Genomic DNA, 23,629 nt, shown 5'->3' with positions numbered 1-23,629 from the left:
GGGGACCGGTCCCAGCCGTGACGGTGACGTACCGGTAGTGGTCGCCGACGCTGGGCATGGTGGCCGCAATGCAGCAGCCGGCCAGGCCCGGTTGATCAAGCGGGTAGGCTCGTTACCGCTGCACGCTGCGCTGCCCGGCACCAACGGCGCCGGACGGCCGGCTCGGCCGCAAGCCCGCAGTGGCTCCGAGGAACCTCGCGTCGATCCAGGGGAAGTAACCAGGTGAGCACCCATTCGATGCTGCTGTTCGTGCTCGCCGCCGTCGCGGTCATCGTCGCCGTCCGGTGGGTGGCGGCCCGTACCGGTCTGCCAGCGGCGGCGCTTCTGCCGCTCATCGGCATCGCGTACGCGCTGCTCCCCGGCCCCAACGTCGGCCTTGATCCCGACCTGGTGCTCATGGTCGTGCTGCCGCCGTTGCTCTACAGCGCGGCGCTGGACTCCTCACTGCTGGACATCCGCCGCAACCTGCGGATCGTGGTCAGCCTGTCCGTGCTGCTGGTGCTCCTCACCGGGGTGCTCGTCGGCATCGGGTTCCACCTGTTCGTCGCCGGGGCGACGCTGGCCGCCGGCATCGCGGTCGGTGCCGCCGTCGCGCCGCCCGACCCGGTGGCCGCCCTGGCGGTTGGCCGCCGGGTCAACCTGCCACCGAAGATGGTCACGATCATCCAGGGTGAGGGGCTGCTGAACGACGCCACCGCGCTGACGATGCTCAGCGTCGCGGTGGCGGCAGCCGTGGGTGGCGAGTTCTCGTTCCCGGGAGCGGTGGGGAAGTTCCTGGTGGCGGCGGTCGGCGGAATCGCCGTGGGCGCCGCCGTCGCCTGGGTCGTTCGCCTGGCCCGACCGTTCACCGCGGACCCACTGTTGGCGAACGCCGTCTCCCTCGCGACACCGTTCGTGGCGTACCTCTTGGGCGAGGAACTGCACGTCTCCGGGGTGCTCGCCGTGGTGATCGCCGGGCTGATCGTCGGCCACCAGACGCCCCAGCTCACCTCGGGCGCCGCCCGGCTGCAGACCAGCGCGGTGTGGCGGCTTGTCGACTTCCTCCTCGAAGGCTTCGTCTTCCTGCTGATCGGTCAGCAGCTTCCCGAGGTCATCAAGAACCTGCGGCAGTACGAGACCTCGACGATCGTCATCGCTGTCGCGGTCTCGGTCGGCGTGGTGCTGCTCCTGCGCCCCGCCTGGCTGGTGCTGACCCAGTCCCTCCCCCGCTCGCTGCACACCCGACTGGGCGGCATCTCCGAGCAGGACGACCCCGACGAGCCGGCCAGCGCCCGACAGGTCGCCCGCGCCGACCGCAACGCCCGTCGGCTCTCGCTCCGCGAGGTGACGGCGCTGAGCTGGTCCGGCACCCGCGGCGTGATCAGCCTGGCCGCGATCTTCACCCTGCCGCTGACCACCGACAGCGGCGCGCCCTTCCCCGACCGTGACCTTCTGCTGTTCTGCACCTTCGTGGTCGTCCTGGTGACGCTCGTCGGGCAGGGCCTGACGTTCGCGCCGCTCGTGCGGAAGCTGGGGCTTCGCGCCAACGAGACAGACCAGGCGCGGGTACGCAACGAGGCCCGCTCGGCGGCGGTCGAGGCCGCCCTGGCCCGCCTCGACGAGGTCGCCGCCAGCGAGCCGGACAGCGCGACGGCGGTCAGCACCACCCGTACCCAACTGCTGGCCCGACTGGCGCGCTACCGGGGACGGCTCGACCTTCTGGAGCAGAGCGACTCCTCCGAGATCCCCACCTCACCGCAGTACGAGACAGCACTTCGGGTCCGCCGGACAGCCATCGACGCGCAGCGCGAGGAGCTCGTACGCTGGCGCGACTCCGGCCGACTCCCGGACGAGGAGCTCCGCATCCTGGAACGCGAACTCGACCACGAGGAGCTGCTACTCCCGAAGCGGGCATCCAGGTGACGACGCCGTGGCCTCAGCCGGGCGCCGTCACCTGCCGCCTCACAGTTGGCGCAGGATCACCGGGTCCTTGATCTTCTTGTCGGCCGCGAGCAGCAACGCCTTGCTGATGATCTCGGCGAGCCGGCTGTCACCCTCGAAGGGCAGGAACATCTCCGGCTCCTTCGCCTTCGCCGAATCCGGAATGATGCACAGGTACCGGTCCTCCGGGGCGATCAGGATGTTGCCCGAGCCGCAGTGGATGCGGTACGTGTGCAGGTCACCCCGGACTTCGAGGAACCGGTCGGTGACCGTGCACCGGCTGCCGATCGCCAGCCGGGGAATCAGCTCGGCCAGCACCTCCCGGCGGGTCTGGGCCGTCGGGGTGAGGTCACCGAAGCTGTTCTGCGACCAGTAGTCGCGGTAGCGGCCCTGCGGACCACCGTCGAACCAGTTCGGGTCGTTGCCCACCCCGGCGGCGGCCACGAACAGGTCGACGTCGCGCATCACCTCGCTCAGCACGACCGGCGGAATTTCCTCCAGCGGCACCGGTGTGCGCCCGTCCCTGGCGAACCACAGCTGGTCGGTGACCATGGTGTCGAACACCCCGTCGACGGACGCGTCACTGATGCCGGCGATGTTCAGCTCGGCGCGCAGCCCCCAGTCCGCAAGCGCCACCCAGGGCGCGTCGTAGCTGGCGCCGTTGTCGCGGTGCTGGACGTACGACCATCCGCGCCGGGACAGCAGTGCGTTGAGGCGCTGCTGGCGCACGATGTGCGCGGCGAACCGGTTGGAGTACGTGCCGGTGGCCCGCTCCGCGTCGGTCAGCAGGTACTGCTCGCGGTGTGCCTGTTTGAACGGCTGGGTGATCGCGTGCCGGGCCAGGAAGTCCCGCCAGGCTGGTGCCGAGGTCGGGTCGTCCACCGGATGCCAGAGTCGGACCGTCGCGTCGGCGGTGGGCTCGAAGACGGTGTCGTCCGCGGTCCGCAGGGCGTCGCCGCTCCAGCAGCAGGCGACGCCGTCCACGGACCAGATCAGGCGGCGGGCCAGGGTTCGGGCCAGCGGATGGTCCAGGAACCGCTCCCGCCACTGCTCGACGGTCCACGTACGGTCGCGCCGCAGCAGCCCCTCCAGGCGATCACGGGTGGCGATCAAGGTGACGCCGACGTCGGTGACCGTCGCCTTCAGCTCCTTCAACTCCTCGCCGTGCTCCTTGCGCACCTGCGCCGGAGGGGCCTTGACCACCTTGCCGTCCGCGTTGCGCCACACCACTACAGCGTCGATGCCGCGCACCTCGAGCTCGTACGCGCAGTCGCCCAGCTTGTCGGCGAGCGGCAGCCCGAAGCCGGGCAGGGCCATCTCCTCGACGTCCTCGCGGCCGACGCCGAGCGCTTCGGCGTGCTTGGTCAGGCCCTTCTCGACGATGCGGAGCGTGCTCTTGTAGGTCAGTCGCGACGCCAATCGCGCCAGTTGCGCGAGGGCGGCGGGGTGCTCGGTGTCGACGAGCACCGCGACCGCGACGTTCGCCAGCTTCGGGCTCGACGGGCCGTGGCCGGGAACCTTGCGGGCGGCCCGTTCCGCGATGTGGCCGAGGCTGCGCAGGGTCTCCTCCGACGGCGGGCACATCGCCCGCATCCAGAGCAGGCCCCACAACACCCCGACGTTGTGGCGGTCGGCCAACCGCGGCGGGAAATCGTCGATGTGACCGGGGCAGCACGTGGTCATCCGCAGCGGCAGACTGCGTGGCAGACCCACCAGCGGAAGCCAGTCGTCGAGCCGATCGGTGAACTCGTCGACGCCGACCGCGTCGAGCAGGGCCCGGGCACTCTTCTGCCAGGCGGCCGTCGGTCGTGCCTTGTCCGCACCGAGCAGGCAATGAGAAAGCAACGCCTGCCACCGGGATCGGCGCTCCTCCGACATCGCCTCGATCTCCGCGATGGCCCGGTCAGCCCACTTCTCGCCGACGTTGACGGTGGGCCACATCGCCGCGTCCTCGTCGCCCATGTCGCGGAACGAGAACTCGATGCGCGTACGACGCCAGGTCGCCAGGGCCGCCGGGTGCGAACGCCCAGCGAGGTACTCGGTTCGTAGCGACTCCCGGGTGAATGTCACGAGCAACCTGCTCCACCTACCGAATCCCAGCCATGCCTGACCGCCCAGTCGGTCCAACCACCCCGATCCGGTCAAGCCGCCGCCCGAGAGCAGAGCGCGGATCCGCCCGTACAACTGGTTGCTGTCCTGGCCCGGCACCGTCCATTCGTCGAACAGCGCCTGCCGCACAGGCACCGGTTGCGCGGCGAGGAGTTGCAGGTCCAGTTCCGAGTCGTAGGTGCCCATCAGCCACCCACCAGCGGCACGAGCTTCAGGAAGGTGACCCGGGACCCGGCGTGCAGGCGGACCTTCTCGTCCAGGGCGGTCACCTGCCGGTCGTCGACAAGCACCACGAAACGGTTACGGGTGAATCCCTCGAGCGCCACCCGGGTGCGTTCCTCGGGGTCGACCTGCGCACCGGACTCGGCGACCTCCAGGAATGTCCGTCGACGGATCAACTCGTCGAGACGGAGTGTCTCCTCGAAGACCTCCATGGTCCACTCGGGCCCGCTCGACGCTCCGGTTGTTTGCTCGACGACTGTGATCAACGGCATGGCGCAGAGACTAATCGAGCACTCCGACACGTATTTCGCGCTCGTCCCCCGCCCGATGACCGTTGACCGGGCGGGGGTTGGCCCGGCGCAGGCCGGGTAGCAGAACCGCATGCGACTTCCAACTCTGGTCAAGACCGCGGCGGCTGTCGCCGCCACGGCCGCCGCCGGGACGGCGGTGAACGACACGAACAATCGCTGGTACCAGCGGCTGCGCAAGCCGACCTGGCAGCCGCCGCCCGTCGTGTTCCCGCTGGCGTGGACGCCGCTGTACGCGCTGATCGCGGTGGCCGGCGCCCGCGTGCTGGACCGCACCAGCGACGCCGAACGCGCCGCGTTCACCCGCGCCTACGCGCTCAACCTGGCTCTCAACTTCGGGTGGAGCGCGCTGTTCTTCAAGGCCCGCAAACCCGCGGTGGCGCTGGCCGAGATCGCCGCGCTCAACGCCTCCAACTTCGCGCTGCTCCGCCGCGCTTCGCGGGCCGACGGTATCGCGGCTGCCGCACTCGCCCCCTACGTCGCGTGGACGCTGTTCGCCACAGCCCTCAACGGCACCATCGTCCGCCTCAACAGCAACTGATGAACTCTGTGGTGCTCCTCGGCCGAGGGTTGGCGTCAGCCCTTCGCTGAGGCACCCTCCGGCCACCGCTCCCCAACCTTTGCGTAACGCTGCCAGTTTGTGTGACCTGGACGGGCGTCAACCAGTCTCCACGATGTAAGAAGATGCCCGTGAAGGCGAGGTTGTGAGCGTGACCGATCACGCGTACCCGAACAGGACCGACATGTCTGCGGTGGTGGACGCGGCACGCCGCGGCGACCCGGCGGCGATGGACGCGTTGGTCTCGCACTATCTGCCACTGGTGTACAACATCGTGGGCCGGGCACTGAGCCGGTCGGTGGACGTCGACGACGTGGTGCAGAACACGATGTTGAGCGTCGTGCGAGGGCTGGCGGGCGTACGCGATCCGCGGCTCTTCCGGTCGTGGTTGGTGGCCGTCACCATGAACGAGGTACGGGCCTACCGGCAGTACCAGCACACCACGCCGACGCCGCCGGAGGACATCGACAGTCTGGTCGTCCCGGGTTCCGACTTCGAGGACCTGACCCTGACGAAGCTGCGCCTGTCGGACGAGCGCCGGGAGGTGGTTCTGGCCACGCGCTGGCTGGACGACGACCACCGCCACCTGCTGTCCCTGTGGTGGCTGGTCGAGGCCGGTCACCTTTCCCGCGCCGACCTGGTCGATGCCCTCCAACTGGACCCACACCACGTGACCGTCCGCGTGGCCCGGATGAAGGCGCAGTTGGACACCGCCCGGCTGGTGGTGCGGGCTCTCTCCGCCCGGCCCGGCTGCGCAGGCCTGATCGACACGGCCTCCGACTGGGACGGTCGGCCCGCGCAGGTGTGGCGCAAGCGGTTGGCGCGGCACATCCGCACCTGCGGGCAGTGCCCGAACGCGACGTCGGATCTGGTTCCGGCCGAGCGGCTGCTGGCCGGCCTGGCGCTCACACCGCTCCCGACCGGCCTCGCGTCGGACCTGGCGCGCACGGCGTACACCGTCTCTGGCGCGTCGCGGGGAGTCGCGCCGACCGGCGCGCCTGTGAAGACCGCCGGGGCGCTGCGGGGCGTCACGTCCGCGAGGACCGCCGGGGCGGCGCAGCGGGCCGGCGTCGCGGCACTGTCCCTGCCCAAGGCCCTGATCGGTGCCTTCGCGGCGGCCGCAGTGATCGGAGGGGGTGCGATCGTCTTCGCCGGTTACACGAACGAGCCGAGGCAACGGCCGGTGAGCGCGACCGGCGTCCAGCCCTCCACCACGACCACCGAATCGGGCGATGAGACCACCGAACCCGCGTTCGCGTCGCCTTCCCCGACGGCGGTCACGGCGTCGCCGTCCACCTCGCGCGCGAGTTCCATCCCCACCAGGTCAGCCACGCCGACCAGATCGCCGACGCCGAGCACGTCACCGACGAAGGCGCCGACGAAGGCGGCCAGCGCGCCCGCCGGCGTGTCCGCCACGGAACAGCGGCTGCTGGTGCTGCTCAACGAGCGGCGCCGCGCGCTCGGGCTGCCGGCGGTCGCGCTGCGCACGACGGAGCACCGCGCCGCGGAAGAGTGCGTCAAGAAGAACCTGGATGCGGGCACGATGACGCACTGCGGCCATGAGGTCCTCTTCGCGTCCTCGGGGACCGCCACGCCCGAGGGGATGATCGAGGCCTGGTTCAACAGCCCCGATCACAAGACGGCGCTGACCTACGCCAGCTCCCGCTTCGCCGGCCCCGCCATCGTCTCCAACGGCAGCCGCCAGATCGCGGCCATCAACATCGACTACTGAGGCTTCCACAGCCAGGGTCGGTGCTCTGAACCGGCACTTCGTCCGGCTCATGGCGCTGGCCGGAAGGGACCAGGCCCGGTCCAACCGTACCGGGCCTGACCCCTGAACCCCTTACTTACCAGGGTCTGAGCGTTGCGGGTTCTCCGCGAAGACCTGGGCCGCGACCTGGTAGCCGTCGAACGCGCGTGCTACGCCAGCGTAGGCCGCGACCTGAAGGAAGACTTCGGCGATCTCTTCCTTGGCTGCGCCGGCGTTGAGCGCGATGCGAAGTTGACCACGGAGGGGCTCCAGGACCCCGAGTGTCGCCGCGATGGTGACGGACACCAGTGCCCGCGTCCGTGTATCTAGGTGCTCGGTGCGCGGCCAGACGTCGCCGAAGGCGTGCATCGTCGCGATCCGTTTGAAGTCTGCGCCGTTAGCTGGCTCACCAGGCGTGGCGCCAAGAAAGCGCTCCAAGCGGAAGCCCAGCAGACGCTCAGCAGTGTCCAGCGCGGCGGCGTACCGCGGGTCTGTCGGATGGTTCGTCGTCACGATAATCACTCTCCCATCCATAAGGACAAAGAAGGCGAGATCCGGCATTTCGAAGGCGACCGAGGATCGTCACCTCAGTCGAGCTGATCAAGTCGCATGTCGGGACCGGGCAGCGTCTGTGGGAGCCATGGCTGACGGCCGCTGGTCGGCCCCGGTGGCGGTTGCCGGGATCGGCCAGCCGACCGCCCCGCCTGTCACCCGAGACGGAGTCAGCGCATGGTCAGGAAATCTGCCAATCGATCGGATGCTCGCCCGGGCGCGGGATCAACGCAGTGAACAGCGGGCTGGGCTCTGCGAGGACGGCGCTACGGAACTCCGCCCAGTAGCCGTCGGTGCCCAGGATCTGCTTGGCCCTGGGAATGGCTGCCGAGTCAGGTGCGGAGTAGTAACGAACCTTGATGTTGTCCCCGTCGACGGCGGCTCGGTACACGACGTCGGCGGTGATCGACGGGTCGGAGCCGGTTGGCGCGTTCTTGGAGAAGAACGCATCGATTCCAGCCTGATAGTCCGCAGGGACGTCCTGCGCAATGTCGATCTTCGTGAAGATGCGGGTCGAGTGCTGTCCGGGCAGGACGGCCTTGACCGCGATGCCGAAACCGGCCACCTCCAGGCTCATCCCCTCACTGAGGGCCGCCACGGCTGCCTTGGAGGCGGCGTAGACGGCGCTGTACGGATAACCCTGCTCGGCGGTCAACGAGGAGATGTTGATGATCGTTCCGGAGCGCTGGGCGCGGAAGATCGGCAGGAAGGCCCGACTGAGCGCGATCAGTCCGAACACGTTGGTCTGGAACTGCCGGTGGATCTGGTCCATGCTGCTCACCTCCACCGGCCCCATCTGGTAGAAACCCGCATTGTTGACCAAGACGTCGACCTGTCCGAACTGCTCCACGGCGGTCTGCGCGAAGGGCCCTGCCGCCTGCTCGTCATCGACGTCCAGCAGCAGCGTCCTGATCCGCTGCAATCCGTCGTGCACCGTCAGGTCGGCCTCCTTGCGGACTGTCGCGACCACGTTCCAGCCTTCGGAGGCGAACTTCTCGACGATGGCCCGGCCTATTCCAGTTGCGGTACCGGTCACCACGATCGTTTTCGACATAGAGGGCTTCCTCACCTATTAGTTCGTCCCGCCCGGACATCAGTGCCCTTTCTGGGCTTTGCTGCTGTCCGGGCAGGGGGTGGCTTGCTGATGCGTCCTAGTCTCACCGTGGTAGGTCGGGCCGGCCAGGTTCGGTTTTTCATGGGAAAGACAGTCCCAGGTATCCGCCGGAGCCCGGGGGTAGATTGGGTTTCATGTCCAAGCGCCCGGAGTTCAGCGTGAGCAATCCGCTTGCCGAGTTTCTGCGGGCCAGTCGTGCACGTATCCGACCGGACGACGTCGGCCTACCCGACGGCGGCCGGCGGCGCCGCGTTCCCGGGCTGCGCCGTGAAGAGGTCGCTCAACTGGCCAATGTCAGCGCGGACTATCTGGCCCGGCTCGAGCAGGGCCGCGTCACCACTGCGTCACCCGAGGTCCTCGACGCCCTCGCGGACGCGCTTGGTCTCGACCGCGACGGCCGCGAGTACTTGCACTCGATCGCAGGGCCGAAACAGCGCCCAGGATCCCGTACTCAGACCACGTCGCGGGTTGACCCGCAGACCCAGCGATTGCTCGATAGCCTGTACGAAGTTCCCGCCTACGTATTCGGCCGGAGACTGGACATCCTCGCCTGGAATCCCCTGGCCGCCGCCTTGTTCACCGACTATCGGGCGCTACCGGAGCGGCACCGGAACCTTATCTGGCTCACCTTTCTCGATCCAGATTATCGGGTAATGAACACCGACTGGGCCAGGGCCGCCCAGGAATGCGTCGCCTACCTACGCATGGAGGCCCGTAACTACCCTAGCGATCAGCGACTGGCTGAACTTGTCGGGACTCTCTCCGTCAAAGACGCGGACTTCCGCACATGGTGGGGCAGCCAGCAGGTGACCGGCGCCGCACTGCGCCGCAAGATTTACCAGCACCCGCTGGTCGGCCCACTCACCCTCGATTCGCAGCAATTCGACGTCAACGGCAAGTCCGACCAGCACCTCGTGGTGTTCACCGCCGAACCAGACAGCCCATCCCACGAGGCACTGAAGTTGCTCGCCCAGTGGGCGAACACGCCAGTGGCTTGAAATCCCCGTTCCGAAATGCCCTGCCTCAGATCCGGCATCGTGGTGGTAAACCCGACCCGTGGCCGGGTCGTGCGCGTCGTGATCAATCACAAATGTGGCCTGGGGCGGATGGAACGCGTGGAGAAAGCCGGCGGAGACGGCCGGCGGCCAGGGCCCCGGCAAGGTCATGAGGTGCCCGGCCTGATGTGGTCGGTGCAGACGCGCCCTTGCTGGTGGTAGCAGGGCAGGGCTGGCCGGTTCAGGTGACCATCGCGGTTCCTACGCCTTGTCGATCGTCCGAAGTGAGCCATGCCGCCCTGCCATCAGCGCTGATCTCGACCGTGTCCGACCCACCGGCTGTCACCGTGCCCGAAGCCGCTTGAACGGCGCTCGCCGGCATCGCACCGCGTCCCACCGACCCCGGCCAGGTCCAACGGCTTCCGAGCACCCGCCGAGCCACCATCCGCCGCGGCCGTACACGAAGAAGGCCCTGACCCGGTGTGAACCACCAGGTCAGGGCCTATCTCGTTGGTGCGCCGCCAGGGACTCGAACCCCGAACCCGCGGATCAAGAGTCCGCTGCTCTACCAGGTGAGTTGGCGGCGCTCGCCGGCAACGGGACGAGACGTAACACCGCACCCCGCAGACGGCGGCGACCCGAGCCCGAAGGGCCAGCCGGGACCGCAACCTCCGGGACGAGCATCACCTGCTCCGAAACTTTCGGCGGCGAGTCGAGAGCCGCACTCCCTTGTGGGAGGCCGCTTCCCTGCCTACCGCACTCTCAAGACATTGACACACACTGATGCCATCCTTACAGTCACCAGATATATACCGAAAGTTTACCGGAACCACCTGGTGACCAGGAGGAACCCCAGAGATGTCGCAGCTCGTCCTGTTCGCAATCGACATCTGCGCGGTGGCGCTGCTCGTCTTCGGGCTCTACTTCCCGCGGCACCGCCGGCGCGACCTGGTCGTCGCCTACCTGGGGGTCAACGTCGGCGTCCTCGCGGTGGCGAGCGCACTGAGCGCGAGCGACGTCGGGGCCGGGCTCGGGCTGGGTCTGGCGCTGTTCGGGGTGCTCTCCATCATCCGGCTCCGGTCGACCGAACTCGACCAACACGAGGTCGCGTACTACTTCTCCGCTCTCGCGCTCGGCATCCTCGGCGCGCTCAGCACCACCTCGGTCTGGCTCAGCGGCGGCCTGATGGCGCTCATCGTCGCGGTGATGTTCGTCGGCGACCACCGGCGGATGCTCCGGCACTACCGGCACCAGATCATGGTGCTCGACTCCGCCGTCACCGATCAGGTCGCTCTCGTCGCCCAGCTGGAGCAGCTGCTCAACGCCCGGGTGCACACCGCCACCGTGCAACGAGTCGACATGGTCAACGAGACGACAATCGTCGACGTCCGATACTCGGTTGCCGGGCGCAGCGGGGCGGCCAGGGCCACCAGACCGGCACGGGCCGGAGCGGCCCGATGACCCCGTCACCGCTGGCCGGGATCGCCCCGATCGCGCTCGCCGAACTGATGGAGCGGGCCGCCCTGCAGTGCCGGGTGGACCGCAAGTACGTGGTAGCGGTGGACGAGGTGCCGCACCTGCTGCACCAGCTCACCCCGTACGCCCGGGTGCTGGACATCGACGGCCGGCGCGTCTTCGCGTACGAGTCGGTGTACTTCGACACGCCGTGCCTGGCCAGTTACCACTGCGCGGCGTACCGGCGGCGGCGGCGCTTCAAGGTACGGACCCGCACCTACCTCGACTCCGCCCAGTGCTGGCTGGAGGTCAAGATCAGCGGGGCGAGAGGGCTTGTCACCAAGCACCGGCTGCCATACCTCGCCGAGGACCGGCACACCGTCCGGTCCGGGCGCGGGTTCGTGGAGGAGGCCCTCGTCCGGGAGTTGATCTGGCCCAGCCTCGCCACCAGCCCGCTTGATCCGGTGCTGACCACCAACTACCGCCGTAGCACTCTGCTGCTGCCAGCAACCGCGAGTCGAGTCACCATCGACACCGGGCTCACCTGGCAGGCCGGTGACCGCACCCTGCAGTTGCCAGGCATCGCCGTGGTCGAGACCAAGACCAGTTCGGCCGCCTCACTTGTCGACCGCATGCTGTGGCAGCGCGGGATCCGACCCGTCCGCATCTCGAAGTACGCCACCGGCCTCGCGGCGCTGCGCCTGGATCTGCCCGACGTGCCGTGGCGACGGACGTTGCGCCGCCACTTCCCTGCCCGCCCGCCGCTGGCGGGTCCGGCCTCGACCGTCCCCATCCGATCAGAACAGGAGGCATCGTGCTCATGACCGTCCGCAGCACCCGCGTTCCGGCCGGCTTCCGGGCCGCCGGGATCACCGCCGCCGCCATCCTCGTCGCGGGCCTCCTCGTGGTGTCCTCACCATCGGCCGGAGCCGAGCCGCTCGCCGGAGCCCACCCGATGGCCGGCGCCCAACCGATGGCCGGCGCATCCACCGGCCCCAATGCCGCCGAACCGGCCACCGGTTGGACCGGCACCGGCACGGACCGGGACACCGCGGCCGCCGATGCCCTTGCCGCGGCGGACGACCTGGTCGGCGACATCGTCTTCTCCGTTCCCAGCGGCACCTTCCAGGGCGAGGTGACGGTGACGCTGAGCAGCACGGTCGTCGGCGCGCAGATCCGCTACACCACCAATGGCACACCGCCCACCGCCCAGTCGTCGCTCTACTCGGGCTCGGCGCTGCGCTTCACCCGTACCACCCAGTTGCGGGCGCAGGCGTTCGTCGGTCAGACGCCCACGGGTGCGCCCGGCACCGCCATGTACGCCGCGCAGAACGTCACCACCGCCCACGATCTGCCGGTGGTGCTCATCGACTCGTACGGTGCCGGTCGGCCCGACCGCGAGTACCTCGACGCCACCGCCATGATCTTCGAGCCGGGTGCCAACGGCACCACCTCGCTGGCAGCCACCCCGACGGTCAGCACCCGGGCGGGTTTCCGGTTGCGCGGCAACTCGTCGGCCACATTCGAGAAGACGCCGTTCCGCGTCGAGTTCTGGGACAACGAGGACGACGACGCCGACTATCCGGTGCTGGGCATGCCCGCCGACTCGGACTGGGCGTTGCGCGGCCCGTTCACCGACAAGGCGCTGATCCGGGAGGCGCTCGTCTACGACCTCGGCCGGGAGATGGGGCTGCCCGCTCCGCGTTACGCGTTCGCCGAGTTCTACCTCAACACGGACGCGACCCCGGTGGGCGCCGGTGACTACCTGGGCGTCTACATGATCGTGGAGACGATCAAGAACTCCAAGGACCGTCTCGACCTCAAGCAGTTGGACTCCGACGACGTGACCCTGCCGAAGATCCAGGGCGGGTACATCTGGAAGTTCGAGTGGATGGCGGCCGAGGAGCCCACGTTGCCCTGCACCGGACCGGCCGCCACCTGCTGGAACTACCTCGAGGTGGTCGACCCGTCGCCGCTGCAACCGCAACAGCGCGACTGGCTGCGCGGTCACCTCCAGGAGTTCAACGACGTGCTGCACGCGTCGAACTTCGCCGACCCGACCACCGGTTACCGCAGGTACATCGATGTCGACTCGTTCGTCGACCTCATGATCGTCAACGAGCTGAGCCGGGAGATGGACGCGTACGTGCGCAGCTCCCACTTCTACAAGGACCGGGACAGCAAGATCTTCGCCGGTCCGCTGTGGGACTTCGACCTGAGCTTCGGCGTGGGTGGGTTCTTCGCGAACGACCAGGTGACGGGCTGGCAGTACCAGCAGACCAGGCAGCCGTCGGCGAACGACTGGTTCGCCCAGCTGCTGCGGGACCCCGCCTTCGTCAACCAGGCCCGCTCGCGCTGGCAGACGCTGCGACGCGGCCTGCTCTCCGACACCGCGCTACAGGCTCGGATCAACGCGCTCGCCACCCCACTCACCAACGCCGCGCAGCGCAACTTCCAACGCTGGCCCAACCTGACGTCGCCGACGGTCAGCTTCTTCCGCACCCCGACCTCACCCACCTGGCAGGGTCAGGTCCAGGTGATGCAGGACTGGATGCTGCGCCGCGCCGCCTGGTTGGACTCCACCGCCGGCTGGGGTGGGTCCGTCACCACGCCGCCGCCGTCACCCACGACGCCGCCGCCCTCCCCGACGACACCGCCGCCGTCACCCACGACGCCGCCGCCGTCTCCGACCACCCCGCCGCCGTCGGCCGGCTGTACCGCCACGTACGCGCTGACCAGCCAGTGGACCGGCGGCTTCCAGGGCGAGGTACGGGTCACCGCGGGGACAGCGGCGATCAGCGGCTGGACTGTGACATGGACCTTCGCCAACGGGCAGAACGTCACCCAGGCCTGGAACGCGACAGTCACGAGTCAGGGATCCACCGTCACCGCCCGCAACGTCGCCTACAACGGCGCCCTCGGCGCGGGCGCCAGCACCACCTTCGGTTTCCTCGGCTCGTCCACCGGCACCCCCAGCACACCCACCCTGAGCTGTAGCGCGACCCGCTGACCAGGTCAGAGCGCCGGCCGACCCGGGCCGGGACGACTATCGTCCCGGCCCGGGTTGCGGTCACCTGATGGCGAAGTCGGCCAGCCGTAGCGGGGAGTCGAACACCAGGTACACGTCGTGGGTGCCGGCGGCGCGGGCCAACTCGGCGCTGACGTTCACGTACCGGTAGTCGTCGCCGGTGCTGGGCACGGTGGCCGTGCCTAGCAGCCGGCCGGTGGGCGAGCCCAGGCGGACCTGGATCGTGCCGGCGTCCGCGCCGGCCCTGGCGACAGTGGCGGTGAAGGTGTGGGCGCCCGGACGCAGGGCGGAACCGGCGAACGAGATCCACTGGCCGGCCGCTGTGGCGCCGACGGAGGTGCCCCGCGCCTTCGTCTCGTCGACCAGCCGGACCCCCGCGTACCTGTCGAAGTTTTCCGCCCGGGTGGGCCGGGACAGGTCCCGGGCGGGCACTGTCTCGCCGCGGACCCGAACCGCGGTGCGGGCCCGGATGTCCTCGGCGGACGCCCCCACCATCAGGTCGTAGGTGGACGATTCGACAACCCAGCGGCTACGGGTGACGTCCCAGTGCGCCAACTCGGCGGCGGGCAGCCGCAACGTCACGGTCCGGGTCTGCCCGGGTGCGAGTTGCACCCGCTGGAAGGCCTTGAGCTGACGGATCGGGGTCTTCACCCGCGAGGTGCGCTGGTGGGTGTAGAGCTGCACCACCTCGGACCCGGCCCGGCTGCCGGTGTTCGTCACGTCGACGCTCACCGTGATGGTGCCGTCGGCAGCGATCGGCCGGTCGCCGGTGCGCGCCTGGCCGTAGCGGAACCGGGAGTACGACAGCCCGTGCCCGAACGGGTAGAGCGGCTTCGCGGTGCTGTACAGGTAGGTCTGCCCGGACGAGATGATGTCGTACTCCAGCAGGTCCGGTGGCAGTTGGTTGTCCGAGCGGTACCAGGTCTGGGTGAGCCGGCCGGACGGGTTGCGGTCGCCGAACAGGACGTCGGCCACTGCGTGCCCGGTCTCGGCGCCCGCGTGGGTGGTCCACACGATCGCCGGGACGTGCTCCTGCTCCCAGGTCAGGGTGACCGGGTAGCTGGTCTGGAGCACCAGCACCGTACGCGGGTTGGCCTTGACGACGGCCTTGACCAGCGCCTCCTGGCCGGCGCTGAGGGCCGTGGAGGCGCGGTCGTGCGCCTCGCGTCCGTTGATGAACGGGTTGCTGCCCACCACCAGCACTGCGGTGTCCGCCGCCTTGGCCGCCGCCACGGCCCGGTCGATCCCGCTGCTGATCACCTCACGGCTGAAGTGGGTAGCGGCGGCCGGGGTGGACGCGCCGAGCTTGAGCGCGCCGTCCTCGCCGACAGTGACGTACTTTTCGGCGGCGAACCAGCTCTCCTTGGTCTCGTAGCCGACGTAGCGCAGCACCACCGTGCCGTCGTCCTGCGGCTCAAACGTGAACTGTTGCTGGACGTACCAGCCGTTCGGCTGCTCGTCGCGGGTGATGAACGGACCCCAGTTGTAGCCGAGGTACCGGCCGTTGGCCGCGTTGCGCAGCGTCACCACGTCCTGACCCCAGTCGACCGCGTCGAACTGGGCGACAAGCGCCGGGGTGGCGCCGGTCCCGAGGACCAGGTCGGCGTCGGTGGTGCCGGTGGCCGAGACGTACCGGCCGGTCGCCACGTCCTTCAGGGCGATCCGGTCCGCCCCGTCGAGCCCGCTGACACGTGCGGAGTTGCCCAGCCGCTCGCGGATCCCGTCCAGCGCGGTCACCTGGTACGGCAGGTCGGCGCCGTACCAGTCGGAGTAGAGGGTGTCGGCCAGCGGGCCGAGCACCGCCACCTTGCGGGTGCGGGCCGGGTCCAGCGGAAGCGCCTGTCGGGAGTTCTTCAGCAGCACCATCGCCGCACCGGCAGCCTGCCGGGCCAACCGCTGGTGTTCCGGGCTGTTGATGACGTCCGGGGTGATGCCGCCATGGCGGCCACCGCCCGGGTCGAACTCACCAAGCCGGAACCGCACGTTCAGGATCTCCCGGATCCGGGCGTCGATGTCCGCCTCGGTGAGCAGACCGGTCGCGAGCGCCTGCTTGAGGGCCGTCACCGTCGGTTGGGCGTTGGTGTCGTCGGTGATGAAGCTGTTGAGGCCGGCCTTGACGATCGCGGCGTTCGCCTCGGGCTGGGTGGCGTAGTACCCCTGGGAGGCGACGAGGTTGTTGGGGGCCCAGGCGTCGGTGACGTTCATCAGCGGCTGGTCGGTCCAGCCGCGTACCACAGTGGCCAGGTCCGGGTCCACAGTGGCGGGCCGCCCGTTCACCAGGTTGTACGAGGCCATCACCCCGGTCGCCGCGTCGGCGGCGATGGCCGGCTTGAACGCCGCCCGGTCGTACTCGTTGAGCACGCGGGGAGGCACGTTCGACGAGGTCACGTCGCGACGGACCTCGTTGTTGTACGCCAGGTAGTGCTTGAGCGTCGGCGCGCTCTTCAGGTGGTCCGGGTCCCCGCCGGTCATCCCCGAGCCGTACGCGGTGGAGATCTCGGCGGTGAGCAGCGGGTCCTCGGAGTAGCCCTCCTCGTTGCGGCCCCAGCGGGGGTCGCGCAGCAGGTTGACCACCGGTGCCCACAGGTTGAGACCCCAGACGCGCGGGTTCTGCGCGTGGTAGCCGCGCGCCTCGTCGCCGACGGCCGAGCCGACCCGGTTGATCAGGTCGGTGTCCCAGGTGCTCGCCATGCCCACCGGCTGGGGAAAGGTAGTGCCGCGGGCCTTGACGACAGCACCGTTGTTGTCGATGTCGGTCGACCAGGCGACCCCGTGCAGGGCCTCGGTGCCGGTCTTGAACAGGCCGATGCCCAGCCGGGGCACGGCCGGCTGGTACTGGTGCAGCCAGGAGATCTTCTCGTCCAGGGTGAGCCGGCCGAGCAGGTCGTCGACCCGGGCCTGCACCGGTAGGTGTGGATCTCGGAACGGGTAGGTGGGTTCGGCGAGGGCGGTGCCGGGAACGGCCGGTAGAGCCAGCAGGGCGAGCGCGAGCACGGCGATTCCGCGCCGAAGGCGCTTGTTCCCCATTTGCTTCTCCTCATGTCGTACGACCGGCGCCAAGGGGCGCCGAGACCGGCGCGGCCAGGCTCGACACCCGGCTGACGGGCCTGAACGACGGATCGTCGAAGCGCTTCGACGATGCCACCGCACCACCACGGTCAGGAAGGGGTGCGATTCGCGCAACTATAGGTGCGCATCTATGGCGGTACAAGGTCGGGCGCTGCGCGCTTCCGGTCGGTGTCTCATTGCCGACCATCGCGCCGACACCGAGCTGGCCCCCGCCAAGCCCGCAGACGAGCGGGGACGGGGGCCCATCCTGCATCGCGACGCGGGACAGCCCTGCCGCTGAAGAAATGGCTCAGGGGACAGGACCTGTCGGTCCTGTCCCCTGGATGCTGCACGGTGAGCCGCAGCCGCGGCGGCCCGCGACCGATGTCAGACGGGAAGGTCAGACGACTTGGCTCCGTCCGGCGAGTAGTCGTCGCCCAGCAGCAGTTGGTGTAGTTCTGCCGAGCAGGCGGCCACCTGGTCCATGTGGGCGTTGTGTCCGAAGGAACGCGGCCGTGGGATGTCGATGTCCACGAGCCGTTGCAGCCGGCCGGGCCGGGCGCTCAGCACCGCGACCCGGTCCGCCAGCAGGACGGCCTCCTGGATGGAGTGGGTCACGAAGACGACGGTCGTGCCGAGGTCCATGTGGATGCGCTGCAACTCCGCCGCCATCTCCTCCCGGGTCAGCGCGTCGAGTGCGGAGAACGGCTCGTCCATCAACAGGACCTTTGGTCGCTGGATGAGCGCTCGGCAGAGCGAGACCCGTTGCTGCATGCCGCCGGAGAGTTCGTGGGGAAGCCGCTTGGCGAATCCGTCGAGCCCGGTCATCTCCAGCAGGCGCATGGCGTGATCGCGGTGCTCCGACCGATGCCACCGGAATATCTCGACTGGCAGCAGCACGTTACCGAGGACCGTCCGCCAGGGCAGCAGCGCGGGGCGTTGGAACATCATGGCGACATCACGGCGAGGTCGGGTCACCGGCTCGCCGCCGACCCGGACGTCACCCGCCGACTGCGGGATCAGCCCGGCGATGAGCCGCAGCAGTGTGGATTTGCCACATCCGGAACGCCCGATCACGGCCATGAACTCGCCGTCGCGGATGTCCAGATTGATGTTCTCCAGTGCCTTGACGGTGCCGGTCCGGCTCTTGAACGTCCGTGACACTTCACTAAGATTGATCATCATGCTCCCAGAGGTCCGAGCGCCGGTCATGATGAGATCGCCCGGGCCCATGGCACGAGGATTCGCTCGAGTGCGCCGACGAGGTAGAACAGGCCGGCTCCCATGAGCGCGAGCAGGGTCAGTGCGGCGAAGGCGAGCGGGGTGTCGGCGGACTGTCCGGAGCTGACGACTACCGAGCCGAGACCCCGGTCAGGCTGGATGACCTCACCGATGATCGCACCGACGATGGCCAGTGAGGTAGCTACCTTCAGGCCCACGAAGACCTGCGGCAGCGCCCAGGGGAGGCGGACCTTCACGAAGGTCTGCCACCACGACGCGGCGAGCGAGTTGGCCAGCTCGCTCAGGTCGTTCGGCGTCGAGGTGAGGCCGGCCATGGCGGAGACCAGGATCGGGAAGAAGCAGAGAAGGACGACCATCACGATCTTGGGTTGGGTGCCGAACCCGATCCAGACCAGGAGGAGAGGCGCGAGCGCAACCTTCGGTACCGCGTTGATCCCGGCAATGAGCGGTAGCGTCATTCGTTCTACCGTTCGGGAGGCGGCCAGCAGGATCGCGATCGCCAGTCCGCCAACCGCGGCGATGCCGAAGCCGGTGACCGTCTCCAGGAGGGTCACCCAGGCTTCCCTGAGGAGATAGTCCGGCAGGCGGAGGAACGCATCGACGACGTCGGGTGGGGCAGGCAGGAAGAATGGCTCGATATTGAAGGCTTTGGTGGCCAGCCACCACAGGGCGACCGCCAGCACCGCGCCCAGGACAGGCAGCCCGGCAGTCGACCATATGTGTGTTGACCTGGAGCTGGTCCGTTCGACAGGCATGGTGGCTTTCTCCGTGGAGGTCGGGTGGCAGGGGTTGTGCCCGGTGGCAGTGAGGGGATGGCGCCACCTGCGGCAACCATCCCCCCACGCCAGGTCCGCGAGGTGACGCTTCTCGTCAGCCCTTGGGGATGAAGCTGTTGTCGACGATGTCCTTCGGGGTCAGACCGTTCGGAACCACGCCGGCGCCCTGCAGGATGGCGATCGACCGCGACACCCGCACCTCGTCCATGGATCCGATCGGGGCTCCACCGGCCGGTGCCACGTACGCGGCCATCGCCTCGATCTCACCCACGCCCGCCGCTACGGTGTAGGTCGGCTTCACCTTGTTCAGGATCGTCGCGGCTTCCTGCGGGTTCTTGACGCTGTACTGCAGTCCCTTGAGGATCGCCTCGGTGAAGCGACGGACCAGGTCCGGGTTGTCCTTGATCAGGGCCGGGGTGGTGATGATGGCGTTGCCGAAGAGGTCGCCGAGGTAGTCGCTGTACGGCAACACCACGACCTCCTTCTTCGATACCGTCGCCAGGGCGCCACGGCTGAGCAGGAAGGTGCCGAGCGCGTCCACCTGGCGACTGGCCATCAGCCCGTTCAGTGCGGTGGTCTGCGCGCCCTGGATCTTGACCGTGTTGGGGTCGAGTCCGGCCATCCTGGCGTAGGCGGGAAAGAGCAGCTCCGTGACCGAGCCGGCGCCGGTGGCCATCGTCTTGCCCGCGAGGTCCCGCGGCGCGCTGATACCGGTGTCCTTGGTGGTCATCACGGCGACCAGGGTCTGCTGGTGGACAGCGGCGATGGCGCGCCAGTCGGTGAACTCGCCCTTGCCTGCCTGAATCACCGCGCCGGTGAAGTCGAGGGCGCCGAACTGAACCTGGCCAGCCTTGAGTGCGGTCAGGTTCGGTACGTTTCCGGACCCCTCCTTGATCTCCACCTCGATGCCGGCCTCGGCGAAGAAGCCCTTCTCCTTGGCCACCCACGCGAAGGCGTCCCGGCCGACAGCACCGAAGGCCGTGATGTAGGCGACTTTGTCGACCTTCTTCGACTCCTTGGTGTCGGCGTCTGAGCCGCTGCAGCCGCTCACGGCTACGAGGGCCGCGGCAAGGACCGCGGCTACCAGCACACGGGACCGCTCAATCATCATTTCTCCAGCTTCCAGGGGGGTTTGAGAAGCGGACGCGGGGAGCGCCCGAGCAGGTTGGGTAGAGCCCGCCACTGATCATCGATCGTGGACTGTAGAGGATTCACGCCGCGCCTGTCACCGCCGAGATGCGACGGTGACCACCCCAGCAGTCGGCCATCTGGCTCTTTCGGCAGCTCAACGGCGTGTTGACATCCGGATCATGAGCAACGATCCTGTCTACAAGATTGTGCGAGATTTCGCGCACAGTTTGCAGGCGCCCTCCGGTAGCGGGGTTGCGGCCGGGCCGCCACGGCCCCCGGCGATCCACCGCAAGGGGCACGGCACCTGGTGGTGTCCAATCGGTTCGGGCTCGGCAAGCCGGGCCCGGCGACACGGAAAATCGGTGACCGTAGCCATGGGTACTTCGCCACGACGTCCGGCAGGCATCTCTGCCGACGAGGCTTACGAGCAGCTGCGCCAGGCGATCCACAGTGGTGATCTCGGGCCCAACGAACGCCTTGTCGAAGCCACCTTGGCCGACCGGCTTCAGGTCACCCGCGGTGTGGTGCGCACCGCGCTGATCCGACTGACCCAGGATGGTCTGGTCGTTCGTACCCCCAACCGCGGGGCACACGTGCGGATGTTCACCGAGGCCGAGGCGGTCGAGATCCTCCAGGTGCGTGCCGCCCTGGAAGCGCTGACCGCGCGGCAGGCGGCGGTGAACGCAACCGACCAGGAGATCGCCGCGATCCGGCGGCAGCTCGACCAGATGGCCCTGAAGCTCAAGCAGGATGACCTGCTCGGCTATTCCGAGGGAAATGCCAAGCTACACGCGGCGATCATCGCGGCCGCCCGGCACGGGACCGCCGCGCAGCTCATTGCCGGCCTGCGCGCACAACTCGTCCGGTTCCAGTTCCGCACGATCCTGGTCGCCGGCCGACCACCCAAGTCGCTCGCCGAGCACACCGCGATCGTGGAGGCCATCGTCGATCGCGATCCCGACGCCGCGGAGTTCGCCATGCGCCAGCACCTTCTGAGCGTCGTATCCGCATTGGACAAGACCGCTACCGCGATCCGGCGGCGGTCCAGTCCTGTCGACTCCACCCACGCGGCCTGAGTCGAGCGTCACCTCACCAGCCCTTCCAAGGAGCAGAATGTCAGACCATCCCACCCCGTCCCCGCGCGCCCGCGCCCTGGTCACCGGGGCGTACGACACCCACGTCCACGTCGCTCCCGACGTGATGGATCGGCGGATCGACGATCTCGACCTGGCCCGACGGTGCGCCGAGGTCGGCCTCGCCGGCTTCGTACTGAAGTCCCACTACGTGGCGACCGCTGAGCGCGCGGCGGTAGTCCGCAAGGTCGTCCCCGACGTGGACGTGCTCGGCGCGGTCACGCTGAACGGATCGATGGGTGGCATGAACCCGGCCGCAGTCGAGATCGCGGGCCGTCAGGGCGCGCGGATCGTCTGGATGCCCACCGTCGACTCGGGCAACCAACGCCGCAGCAGCGCCACCGACCTACCCGGCGCCAAGCCGGCGATGTGGGGAGCGCTCCAGGCCGACCTGCACGCCCAGGGAATCGTGCCGGCCGTCGTCGAGGTCGTCGACGAGGAGGGCCAGGTGCTGAACCAGGTGCGGCAGGTGCTGCGGGTCATCGCCCGTCACGACCTGGTGCTGGCCACCGGGCACCTGAACGGCGACGAGATCCTCGCCGTGGTCCGGGCCGCGAAGGAGGAGGGCGTACGTCGCGTCGTCGTCACCCACCCCGAATTCACCTCCCAGCGTCTGCCGGTGCATCGACAGCGGGAACTGGCCGAGGCCGGCGCTCTGCTGGAACGGTGCTTCACCACGCCGCACACCGGGAAGGTTGACTGGGACGACCTGTTCGCCAACATCCGGCAGGTCGGCGCCGAACACTCGATCCTCTCCAGCGACCTGGGACAACCATTCAACCCGCCAGTCGAAGACGGTCTCGCGCTCTTCGCCGACCGTCTGCTGGACGCCGGCTTCAGCGAGCAGGACATCCACACGATGGCAGTGGTCAACTCCCGGCGCGTCGCGGCGGCGAAGACGGAGGTGCCGGCATGAGTGAGCGCAGGCTGCTGGTGGTCGGGGCACACAGCGCGGACTTCGTCTGGCGGGCGGCCGGCACTGTCGCCGCCCACACCGCCACCGGCGGGGAGGCCCTCGTGCTGGCCCTTTCGTACGGCGAACGGGGCGAGTCCGGCGAGCTGTGGAAGGACCCGAACCAGACGATCGAGGGCGTCAAGCGGATCCGGCACGCCGAGGCGGAGCGGGCCGCAGCCGCCGTGGGCGCCAGATTCGAGGCGTTCGACCTGGGCGACTACCCCCTGCGCATCGGCAACGAGGACATCGATCGGCTGGCCGAGCTGATGCGCGACTACGCCCCCCACGTGGTGCTCACTCACCCGGACCGGGACCCGTTCAATCCGGACCACCCGGCCGCGCACGCCGCAGTGGCGACCGCCCGGCAGCTCACCGCAGGTGCGGGCGTCGCCAGCGGCTTCAAGACCGCACCGCCCTCGGAGTTCCTGGTCTTCGAGCCACACCAGCCGGAGCTGTGTGGCTTCACACCCACCGTCTTCGTCGACATCACGGACGTGATGCCCGCCAAGCAGGAGGCGATGGCCGCGATGGGTGCCCAGGGCTACCTCCGTGAGTACTACACCCAGCGGGCCGACCAGCGAGGCAATCACGCTCGCCGGGTCACCGGCAACAGCGCGATCCGGCAGGCCGAGGCGTTCCAGCGGCTGATCCCGAATGTGGTCGGTACGCTGTGAGCGCCACCCCTTCGCCCGCCGGGACCGACAGTGACGCCCTTGCCGCGTTGATCGCCGGTGGCGTTGCCACCGCGTACGAGGCGTCCGGGCGGCGAGGCCTGATCGACGTGGAGCTGACGCAGATCGTGCCGGGCACCACTGTCGCCGGCCCGGCCCGCACCGTCCAGTGCGGACAGGGCGACAACCGGGCCGTACACGAGGCCATGACGGTGCTCAGGCCCGGCGAGGTCCTGGTTCTCAGCATGCCCGAGCCCGCACCGGTCGCGTTGATCGGCGAGTTGTTGGCAACGCAGGCCAAGGTGGCCGGTGCGGTTGCCGTACTTGTCGACGCGGCGGTCCGGGACGTGGATGAGTTGCGCGCACTCGGCCTGCCGGTCTGGGCCCGCTGGTGCCGCGTACGGGGCGCGACCAAACAGGAGCGGGGCTCCCTCGACGTCGTGGTACAGGTGGGCGGCGCCAGCATCGCACCCGGCGACATCGTGCTGCTCGACGCCGACGGCGCGGTGGTCGTCGACAGGGACAGCCTCGCGGAGGTGGCTGCGGCGGCCACGGCCCGGATAGCGAAGGAGACCCGACTGCGGGCGCGCCTGGAGGCCGGCGAACTGAGCTACGACCTGCACGGGATGAGGGCGACAGACGAGGCAGCGGCTGGCTGATC

Annotated in this window: 19 protein-coding genes, 1 tRNA gene and 1 pseudogene; 12 read left to right on the top strand and 9 right to left on the bottom strand. The window is 69.0% G+C overall.

Features of this window, described 5'->3' with window-relative positions:
- Window positions 1-237: 237 nt before the first annotated feature.
- Entirely contained in the window at window positions 238-1,902 is a 1,665-nt protein-coding gene (locus AB0B86_RS15220; protein ID WP_357418404.1) for a Na+/H+ antiporter, read from the top strand.
- Between the two features lie 39 nt (window positions 1,903-1,941).
- Here the strand turns inward: AB0B86_RS15220 and AB0B86_RS15215 are convergent, their stop codons facing one another.
- Window positions 1,942-4,215 carry a DUF4132 domain-containing protein gene (locus AB0B86_RS15215; RefSeq protein WP_357418281.1) on the bottom strand — a complete coding sequence of 758 codons (2,274 nt, stop codon included), beginning with the start codon at window positions 4,213-4,215 and terminating at the stop codon, window positions 1,942-1,944.
- Window positions 4,215-4,523 (bottom strand): hypothetical protein, encoded by a 309-nt coding sequence (locus AB0B86_RS15210; RefSeq protein ID WP_357407714.1) that lies wholly within the window; start codon window positions 4,521-4,523, stop codon window positions 4,215-4,217. Before AB0B86_RS15210 ends, AB0B86_RS15215 begins: the two co-directional genes overlap by 1 nt.
- A gap of 109 nt (window positions 4,524-4,632) precedes the next feature.
- Here AB0B86_RS15210 and AB0B86_RS15205 point away from each other — a divergent pair, with 109 nt between their 5' ends.
- Both AB0B86_RS15205 and AB0B86_RS15200 read left to right on the top strand, forming a co-directional pair.
- The gene (locus AB0B86_RS15205; RefSeq protein WP_357407712.1) at window positions 4,633-5,100 is read left to right on the top strand and encodes a TspO/MBR family protein; all 468 of its coding nucleotides are present in this window, start codon (window positions 4,633-4,635) and stop codon (window positions 5,098-5,100) included.
- Between the two features lie 169 nt (window positions 5,101-5,269).
- Window positions 5,270-6,850 carry a sigma-70 family RNA polymerase sigma factor gene (locus tag AB0B86_RS15200; RefSeq protein WP_357418279.1) on the top strand — a complete coding sequence of 527 codons (1,581 nt, stop codon included), beginning with the start codon at window positions 5,270-5,272 and terminating at the stop codon, window positions 6,848-6,850.
- A 111-nt stretch (window positions 6,851-6,961) separates the two neighbouring features.
- On the opposite strand, the gene AB0B86_RS15195 is transcribed toward AB0B86_RS15200, so the two are convergent.
- The gene (locus tag AB0B86_RS15195) at window positions 6,962-7,390 is read right to left on the bottom strand and encodes a carboxymuconolactone decarboxylase family protein (RefSeq protein WP_357418277.1); all 429 of its coding nucleotides are present in this window, start codon (window positions 7,388-7,390) and stop codon (window positions 6,962-6,964) included.
- 211 nt (window positions 7,391-7,601) lie between these two features.
- Window positions 7,602-8,474, bottom strand: coding sequence for an SDR family NAD(P)-dependent oxidoreductase (locus AB0B86_RS15190; protein ID WP_357418275.1), 873 nt, complete (start codon window positions 8,472-8,474; stop codon window positions 7,602-7,604).
- A 194-nt stretch (window positions 8,475-8,668) separates the two neighbouring features.
- Between AB0B86_RS15190 and AB0B86_RS15185 the strand changes: the two genes are divergently transcribed.
- The gene (locus tag AB0B86_RS15185) at window positions 8,669-9,532 is read left to right on the top strand and encodes a helix-turn-helix transcriptional regulator (RefSeq protein ID WP_357418273.1); all 864 of its coding nucleotides are present in this window, start codon (window positions 8,669-8,671) and stop codon (window positions 9,530-9,532) included.
- Between the two features lie 508 nt (window positions 9,533-10,040).
- On the opposite strand, the gene AB0B86_RS15180 is transcribed toward AB0B86_RS15185, so the two are convergent.
- A tRNA-Lys gene (locus AB0B86_RS15180) sits at window positions 10,041-10,116 on the bottom strand.
- A gap of 271 nt (window positions 10,117-10,387) precedes the next feature.
- Here AB0B86_RS15180 and AB0B86_RS15175 point away from each other — a divergent pair.
- From AB0B86_RS15175 to AB0B86_RS15160, 4 genes and pseudogenes are all read left to right on the top strand, one after another.
- Window positions 10,388-10,990 carry a DUF4956 domain-containing protein gene (locus tag AB0B86_RS15175; protein ID WP_357407702.1) on the top strand — a complete coding sequence of 201 codons (603 nt, stop codon included), beginning with the start codon at window positions 10,388-10,390 and terminating at the stop codon, window positions 10,988-10,990.
- On the top strand, window positions 10,987-11,808 hold the full coding sequence (locus AB0B86_RS15170) for a polyphosphate polymerase domain-containing protein (protein ID WP_357407700.1): 822 nt from the start codon (window positions 10,987-10,989) through the stop codon (window positions 11,806-11,808). Before AB0B86_RS15175 ends, AB0B86_RS15170 begins: the two co-directional genes overlap by 4 nt.
- Window positions 11,805-12,275: pseudogene (locus tag AB0B86_RS15165) on the top strand (chitobiase/beta-hexosaminidase C-terminal domain-containing protein); the annotation flags it as partial. The gene AB0B86_RS15170 and the pseudogene AB0B86_RS15165, both read left to right, overlap by 4 nt.
- A 24-nt stretch (window positions 12,276-12,299) precedes the next feature.
- Window positions 12,300-13,994 (top strand): CotH kinase family protein, encoded by a 1,695-nt coding sequence (locus AB0B86_RS15160; RefSeq protein WP_357418402.1) that lies wholly within the window; start codon window positions 12,300-12,302, stop codon window positions 13,992-13,994.
- 60 nt (window positions 13,995-14,054) lie between these two features.
- Here the strand turns inward: AB0B86_RS15160 and AB0B86_RS15155 are convergent, their stop codons facing one another.
- The 4 genes from AB0B86_RS15155 to AB0B86_RS15140 form a co-directional block, all read right to left on the bottom strand.
- Window positions 14,055-17,039: a glycoside hydrolase family 3 C-terminal domain-containing protein gene (locus AB0B86_RS15155; protein WP_357418271.1), complete on the bottom strand. Its 2,985-nt coding sequence runs from the start codon at window positions 17,037-17,039 to the stop codon at window positions 14,055-14,057.
- A gap of 408 nt (window positions 17,040-17,447) precedes the next feature.
- The gene (locus tag AB0B86_RS15150; protein ID WP_357407899.1) at window positions 17,448-18,242 is read right to left on the bottom strand and encodes an ABC transporter ATP-binding protein; all 795 of its coding nucleotides are present in this window, start codon (window positions 18,240-18,242) and stop codon (window positions 17,448-17,450) included.
- 26 nt (window positions 18,243-18,268) lie between these two features.
- Window positions 18,269-18,985, bottom strand: a complete 717-nt coding sequence (locus tag AB0B86_RS15145; RefSeq protein WP_357407696.1) for an ABC transporter permease — start codon at window positions 18,983-18,985, stop codon at window positions 18,269-18,271.
- Window positions 18,986-19,172: 187 nt separating this feature from the next.
- On the bottom strand, window positions 19,173-20,129 hold the full coding sequence (locus tag AB0B86_RS15140) for an ABC transporter substrate-binding protein (RefSeq protein WP_357407694.1): 957 nt from the start codon (window positions 20,127-20,129) through the stop codon (window positions 19,173-19,175).
- A gap of 193 nt (window positions 20,130-20,322) precedes the next feature.
- On the opposite strand from AB0B86_RS15140, the gene AB0B86_RS15135 reads away from it, so the two are divergent.
- From AB0B86_RS15135 to AB0B86_RS15120, 4 genes are read left to right on the top strand one after another with little or no spacing between them, the layout of a single operon-like run.
- Window positions 20,323-21,285 carry a GntR family transcriptional regulator gene (locus AB0B86_RS15135; protein ID WP_357407692.1) on the top strand — a complete coding sequence of 321 codons (963 nt, stop codon included), beginning with the start codon at window positions 20,323-20,325 and terminating at the stop codon, window positions 21,283-21,285.
- A 37-nt stretch (window positions 21,286-21,322) separates the two neighbouring features.
- The gene (locus AB0B86_RS15130; RefSeq protein ID WP_357407690.1) at window positions 21,323-22,258 is read left to right on the top strand and encodes a DUF6282 family protein; all 936 of its coding nucleotides are present in this window, start codon (window positions 21,323-21,325) and stop codon (window positions 22,256-22,258) included.
- Complete coding sequence (locus AB0B86_RS15125; RefSeq protein WP_357407688.1) at window positions 22,255-22,971, top strand: PIG-L deacetylase family protein; 717 nt, start codon at window positions 22,255-22,257, stop codon at window positions 22,969-22,971. The genes AB0B86_RS15130 and AB0B86_RS15125 overlap by 4 nt, the downstream gene beginning before the upstream one ends.
- Complete coding sequence (locus AB0B86_RS15120; protein WP_357407686.1) at window positions 22,968-23,627, top strand: 4-carboxy-4-hydroxy-2-oxoadipate aldolase/oxaloacetate decarboxylase; 660 nt, start codon at window positions 22,968-22,970, stop codon at window positions 23,625-23,627. Before AB0B86_RS15125 ends, AB0B86_RS15120 begins: the two co-directional genes overlap by 4 nt.
- Window positions 23,628-23,629: the final 2 nt, after the last annotated feature.

It is taken from the genome of Micromonospora sp. NPDC049047, from assembly GCF_040649135.1.
In the GTDB taxonomy this organism is placed as follows: domain Bacteria; phylum Actinomycetota; class Actinomycetes; order Mycobacteriales; family Micromonosporaceae; genus Micromonospora.
Note: the sequence above shows the minus strand (reverse complement) of the source record. Positions and strands in the feature narration are given on the sequence as shown.

Coding starts and splice junctions, on each gene's coding strand:
- AB0B86_RS15220 (WP_357418404.1), top strand. CDS start 238: ATGCTGCTGTTCGTGCTCGCCGCCGTCGCGGTCATCGTCGCCGTCCGG.
- AB0B86_RS15215 (WP_357418281.1), bottom strand. CDS start 4,215: ATGGGCACCTACGACTCGGAACTGGACCTGCAACTCCTCGCCGCGCAA.
- AB0B86_RS15210 (WP_357407714.1), bottom strand. CDS start 4,523: ATGCCGTTGATCACAGTCGTCGAGCAAACAACCGGAGCGTCGAGCGGG.
- AB0B86_RS15205 (WP_357407712.1), top strand. CDS start 4,633: ATGCGACTTCCAACTCTGGTCAAGACCGCGGCGGCTGTCGCCGCCACG.
- AB0B86_RS15190 (WP_357418275.1), bottom strand. CDS start 8,474: ATGTCGAAAACGATCGTGGTGACCGGTACCGCAACTGGAATAGGCCGG.
- AB0B86_RS15185 (WP_357418273.1), top strand. CDS start 8,669: ATGTCCAAGCGCCCGGAGTTCAGCGTGAGCAATCCGCTTGCCGAGTTT.
- AB0B86_RS15175 (WP_357407702.1), top strand. CDS start 10,388: ATGTCGCAGCTCGTCCTGTTCGCAATCGACATCTGCGCGGTGGCGCTG.
- AB0B86_RS15170 (WP_357407700.1), top strand. CDS start 10,987: ATGACCCCGTCACCGCTGGCCGGGATCGCCCCGATCGCGCTCGCCGAA.
- AB0B86_RS15160 (WP_357418402.1), top strand. CDS start 12,300: ATGTACGCCGCGCAGAACGTCACCACCGCCCACGATCTGCCGGTGGTG.
- AB0B86_RS15155 (WP_357418271.1), bottom strand. CDS start 17,039: ATGGGGAACAAGCGCCTTCGGCGCGGAATCGCCGTGCTCGCGCTCGCC.
- AB0B86_RS15150 (WP_357407899.1), bottom strand. CDS start 18,242: ATGATCAATCTTAGTGAAGTGTCACGGACGTTCAAGAGCCGGACCGGC.
- AB0B86_RS15130 (WP_357407690.1), top strand. CDS start 21,323: ATGTCAGACCATCCCACCCCGTCCCCGCGCGCCCGCGCCCTGGTCACC.
- AB0B86_RS15125 (WP_357407688.1), top strand. CDS start 22,255: ATGAGTGAGCGCAGGCTGCTGGTGGTCGGGGCACACAGCGCGGACTTC.